Annotated in this window: 2 protein-coding genes and 1 pseudogene; 2 read left to right on the forward strand and 1 reads right to left on the reverse strand. The window is 55.0% G+C overall.

What is annotated here, in order from left to right:
• Window positions 1-484: 484 nt before the first annotated feature.
• Window positions 485-3313 (reverse strand): DEAD/DEAH box helicase, encoded by a 2829-nt coding sequence (locus C492_RS06850; RefSeq protein WP_008421694.1) that lies wholly within the window; start codon window positions 3311-3313, stop codon window positions 485-487.
• A gap of 386 nt (window positions 3314-3699) precedes the next feature.
• Here C492_RS06850 and C492_RS06855 point away from each other — a divergent pair.
• Together C492_RS06855 and C492_RS06860 are read left to right on the forward strand one after the other, a co-directional pair.
• Window positions 3700-4359 (forward strand): annotated as a pseudogene (locus C492_RS06855) (hypothetical protein); the annotation flags it as partial.
• Window positions 4360-4809: 450 nt separating this feature from the next.
• Window positions 4810-5528 (forward strand): creatininase family protein (locus C492_RS06860; RefSeq protein WP_049892798.1); only part of this gene is annotated, 719 nt, incomplete at its 3' end.

Raw genomic sequence — 5528 nt, forward strand, 5'->3', positions numbered from 1 at the left:
CGCGTACACGACAAGAAATCCGTAATCGGCATCATTCGTCCTTGCCACCGCCTACGTCATGCTCCTACTTCAACGTGCAAAGCTGAGTAGTTCGTCAGGTCCTTGTATGGCTTGACGACTGAGAAACCCATTTCCAACCTCGACTCGAGTGCCGGACGTCATATATCGAGTCTCGCATATTTGTGTTGTTAGTCGAGTGAGTCTTTCCGCGACAGACGAAGTAAACGGTCACGCCCAGCAGATCAGTAATTCCGAACACGATAGCCAACCTATAACGGAGCGTCTCGATTTCACGTTAGGTTGGCTCTGTCTTGTCCGGTATCATGAGCGTCAGTGCGTAGAGATGCATCAACAACTCGAATGCCGTGCTCGTGGGGAGATAATCAGCTGTACCTCTCGGAGAAGCCCTGTCGTCCTCCTCTTATTCCCCGGAATATTCGAACTCAAAGAGTCGGGAACTGTTCTTGGTGGTAGAGGGTATTCGCTATTCGACCTCGAGTGTCTTCAGGACTGCCGATTCGACGACTGCCGATTCGGTTTCAATGTCGATCTCCTCCGATTCGATGAGCTTTTCGACAATGAATTCGTATCGTGCGTAGTTGTCGATCGCAACGGTGGCCTCAGGATTTGATACACCGAGGGAGTCAAGAATGGCGGCTTTGACGAACGATTCGACGGTCTCGTGGGACTCACTGGTATCGGCTGCTTCCTGTAGAAGGCGATTAAGAACCGGATCAGCGTCGACCTGAACCGTCCGCTCACTGGCTGCGGAAGCAACGGATGGCTCGCCTGAGGCACCAATAAACGGCTCGAGGTACGATTCCATCGCCGATGTGATGAACTCTGTCCGTGAATCGGGCCCTGCTTCGGTAGCCGCGATGTTGCGATCTACTAACGCGAGCACGGCGCCGTCGATCGTCACGTCATGTCCGTGCTCGGATACGGAAGAACGCCCATCAGTTTGCTCAGTCGTCTGTCGACTCTCCTGTTTCTCTGTTGTACCCGTATTTGTCATCTTAGTACTTGCCACACTCTGATCGGTTACTGTGTCGTCGAGTAATTCGTTGTACCACTCGCGTTCGATAACGAGTGTCTCAGCGTCGTGTGATGCCGTCCGGATCGATGATACGTATGCGGATTTGAACCCATCCGATTCGTCCTCGATCGGTACTGTCGAACCAGTTCGCTCCAGAAAGCGAACCGAAGATCGGATATCTGAGTGGACGGAGACCTCAGGGAGTTTCATCACACTGTTTGTTTGCGGCTCCTTCACCTGGCTGAAAAACCCGGAGATGTTGTTCACGAACATCTTCCCGTCACTCGGAATGAGCGTCTCCCGGGGCGGAAGCCCCAAGATGTGATGGAAGCTGACGTCGTGTTTGCCGCTGGCTTTCCGGAGGAGACGCCCCAGACGCTGGATGAGCGTCGAACTGAGGCCAGTTCCGGGACGGGCTAGATTGATTCCCACTTCGACGGTTTTGATGTCGACTCCGGTGCCGATCCGATCACCAGGACCAATGAGGATTTTGTGGCCCGTCTCCTCGTTGTCGAACTTTTGAATGGTCTCGTGGTGCCCATCTTTTTGTTTTTGTGAGAGCGCTCGCATCACGTCCGGTTTTACCGCGTCAGACTGGTAGAGATGCGATGCGACCTGATTTGCCTCCGCGTAGGACCTCGTCAGGATCAGGGTTGGACGCGCTTCCTCCATCGCCTCGGCGGCGAGTTGTTCGATCGTCTCGGCCGATGCACGGAGGTTCCACCAGTGTGGTTGTCTGTTAGAGAGTCCGCTCGCGAGTCGATCCAACGAATCGGTCGGCGCCGTCCTGTTGTCGTCGACACGAGTCAACGCATTCGCGAGCGAACCGATCGAGGAGTAGTCCGCCGTGAGGCGCTCATCGTCCGCAACGTCGTCTCCGGCAGCGTCCGTGAGTGCTTCGTCAGTGAGTCGAACCCGGCCCTCGTCGAATTCGAGGTGGCTTTCGGCGAGTTCGGCGGTTCCACTGAGTTGTTCGAGCGTCGAGGACTCGTCCGGATCGATCGGGACGAACTCGAGCGACCACGAGAAATCGGGTATGATCCCGTCCTCAAGGGCCATCTCGTGCGTGTACTCGTATACGTTCGGAAACGACGTGTCTGCGTTCTCGAACCGTCGCTCGAGTTCGTCGTCGACAGAACCGGTGAGAGCGAGCACTGGACACCCTGATTCGATGAACTCGATCAGGTGTTCGCCCCAGCCGGCGCCGCTTTTGTAGTTGTGAACCTCGTCGAAGATCGCCAACCGATACGAGTCCGTATCAACGTCTTCTAACGAATCGGCTGCGCGAATATCGATCTGCCCCCAGGGAAACGTGATCGAGTTGTCGACTACTTTAGTGTACTCGGGAGGTGTCTCACAGTGCTCTTCGAACAATCGACTCCACTGGGCACCGAGTAGTGTGTCGGTTGTAACGATCAGAATATTCGATGATCGGTCCGTACCGGGATACGGCGAGGAACCGCCGAAGGCCTCATTGACTGCTGCGTCGTCTTCCGGATGTAACGACCCCCACCCATCTTGAGTGCCACTAGAGTCCGTCTCGAGTAGATAGCCGACGGCTGCGAGGCCGAGGACGGTCTTTCCCGTCGCGGTCGCCATGTTCACGTAGCCGTTCGCCCCGTCCTCGAGCCAACTGATAAGGGCCTCGCGCTGGTGTTCCCAGAGCTTCGTGGATAATTTTACGGCCCCGAGACGTTGCACGAGCGAACCGGTTTCGTTCCGATCGGGGAGCACCTGCTGGGTCAACTCCGCAAGTTCGGGGTAAGAACACAACTGTTCGACGAGTTCTCGAGGCGTCGTCGTCGCCGAGTGTAGTGACTGGGCTAGGCGGGCAGTGTCACCAGTCGTCGACCGCTTGAGGTCACGAATGATCAATCGTCCCAGCACTTCACCCGGATCGATGTGCTCGTCAATCGCGTCGTCCGAGTTCGAGACTTGCTCGAGACCCCGGACGAGATCTGAGAATTCAATAATGAGGTCGCCGAGCGGATAGGTGTCCGGAAGTGCGCTCGCGTACTGTCTGTTCCCTGTGAGATCTCGGAGACCTCTGAGATACGGCTGTCGAACCGAAGTTCCGAAATTTTCGCGTGTCAGTTCGACCTGTGTACCGGTTCCGATCCCGACCACGTAGTCACCATGTCGCGCGATATACCCTCCAATCCAGTCGATTTGTTCTGGATACCGAACCGTCTCACGGTCAGCTAAGATGTCGTTCTCGAGTGCATTCTGTGACTGATTGAGTTGTTTTTCGATCGCGTCTTTTGAAGTATTTCCCATGATCTCGAGGGAGTTTGAGCCGTCTTATCTCGAAGACACTACACCAAGAGTGACTGACTGCCTAATTACCAACACTCACGATACTGGGATAAGTGTTGTTGTCAAATCGGTACTGTCTGGTCAGACTGTCGGTCGGCCAATCTGATATCACGAAACCGAGCCAAGAGTAATACAGTAGTCGGCAGATCCGAAACAGGTCCGGTGCTAGTTACCTAACAGCCACGGAAGCAGACTCCTGTATTCGTCAGAGCCGGCTCGAGATCACCAGTATACCACTAGCCGGCGAAGGAGAGCAATGCCGACAAGAAGTCCGAACATCAGACCCATAGATCCAACCCGAACGCCCGTCAGTGTCTCATCGTATGGTTCATAGATTGGTCCTCAAGCTCAAGCAAACTGCGATCGTACCGGACGATACGGATTCACTGTTCGAACTGTTCGTGCTCTTTCGATTCATTGCAACGATCGAAGACCTCCGCGAGAGCACACCGCAGTTCCAGACGATCGCAACCGATCGGCAGGAGGTGGCTCGGTTCGATGGTGATCAAGAGATCGTCCTTTACCACGACAACTCCGCTCGGGATCGGAATCTGTCATTCACTGCGGTTCCCGACGACGACAAGGACAGCCAGTCCCGGACCGATAGGGTTCAGCGTGTCGCCAAGGAGGTCGCTGGCAACTACTTTAACAAAGAGTACCAGGACCACACCGGACGACCGGACGTGATCGTTCTCGAGATCATCTCCGGGGACGGCGACCACGAGTACCTGATCGTCGAGGTGAAAAACAGCGCCAACGAGGACACGATTCGGAGAGGAATCAAGGAGACACTCGAGTATCTCGCCTTCTTGCGTCTCAACGAGGAGTACGTCTTTGGCCGCGACGATAAGGAGTACTTCGGGTCCGGCTGGAACGGCTTGCTCGTGGTTCAGGATCTCAAACGAGAGACTGCGTCGCTCGAGGAGCAAGCTGAAAGCGAGATCAAGATCTTGCAAGCCGCCGAACTCGAGAACCAGTTAGTACAGGTCCTCGAACGAAAATTGTGAGTGAATAGTTGCTCTGAGCGAAGGGATGTTATGCACTCTGTGTGAAATCAACCCTCTGGATTGAGCACTATATTAAATATAGTATTCCACAAACCAAGCACAACTAACTGTCGAGTCGATTCTCAAATCCCTTCCAGTCACATCTCACCGAGAACCGGTTGACACGCCGTACACCTATCTCTCGACTTATACTAGAGTTCGTCAATAGTCGGGTTGATCGTTTCTGAGTGTAGTTGTCATCGTCCATCCACGCGTTGTGCACTATCTGTAACGGTGCCTGCNTCGTCAATAGTCGGGTTGATCGTTTCTGAGTGTAGTTGTCATCGTCCATCCACGCGTTGTGCACTATCTGTAACGGTGCCTGCTCTCTGGGGCTCGATTCTCCCGTCTCGGCTATTTGAAGCTGCTTTCCAGGATGGTTTTATATGACATGGTGTGGCATACACAGTCATGTCACAGCATATCAGACTTGACAAACTGCGACATCCCGAAGTCGAAGCGTACCTCGATAGTGTAGAGACGCCAACGGCGTTGATTCCGGTTGGAACGACGGAACAGCACGGTGAACATCTCGCGATGGGAACCGACGCGTTCATCCCAACCGAGATCTGCGAGCGGATTGCCGAGGACGTTGACGCACTCGTCGGCCCGCCGGTAAACTACGGCGCGTCGGATATGCACGCCGGGTACGATGGCATCACCTATCTCAACTATCGAACGCTGGCGACGGTNCCGGTAAACTACGGCGCGTCGGATATGCACGCCGGGTACGATGGCATCACCTATCTCAACTATCGAACGCTGGCGACGGTAGTGCGAGACATCGCGTATTCGCTCGCCGAGAGTGGGTTTACCGATATCGTGTTCATCTCGGGTCACCTCACGAACGACTGGGCGGCGAAAGTCGGTGCCAACCAGGCCTCACACGACTTGCCCGAAGAGAACTATGTGTACGCGTTCCCCTACTGGGATGCACTGAGCGGCGAGGACATGGAGGACTACCTCTCCTTCGACGCGGGGTGGCACGCGAACATCGGCGAGACGGCCGCAGTGATGGCCATTGACGACGACCTCGTTGATCTCGAGAGCACATCGTTCGACGACCCCAACCTGCCGGAAGACATCGAAAACCCCGGGGCGCTATTGGACCACCTCCTGATCGGCAAAGG

Origin of the sequence: Natronococcus jeotgali DSM 18795, assembly GCF_000337695.1 — an archaeon.
GTDB classification, from domain to species: Archaea; Halobacteriota; Halobacteria; order Halobacteriales; family Natrialbaceae; genus Natronococcus; species Natronococcus jeotgali.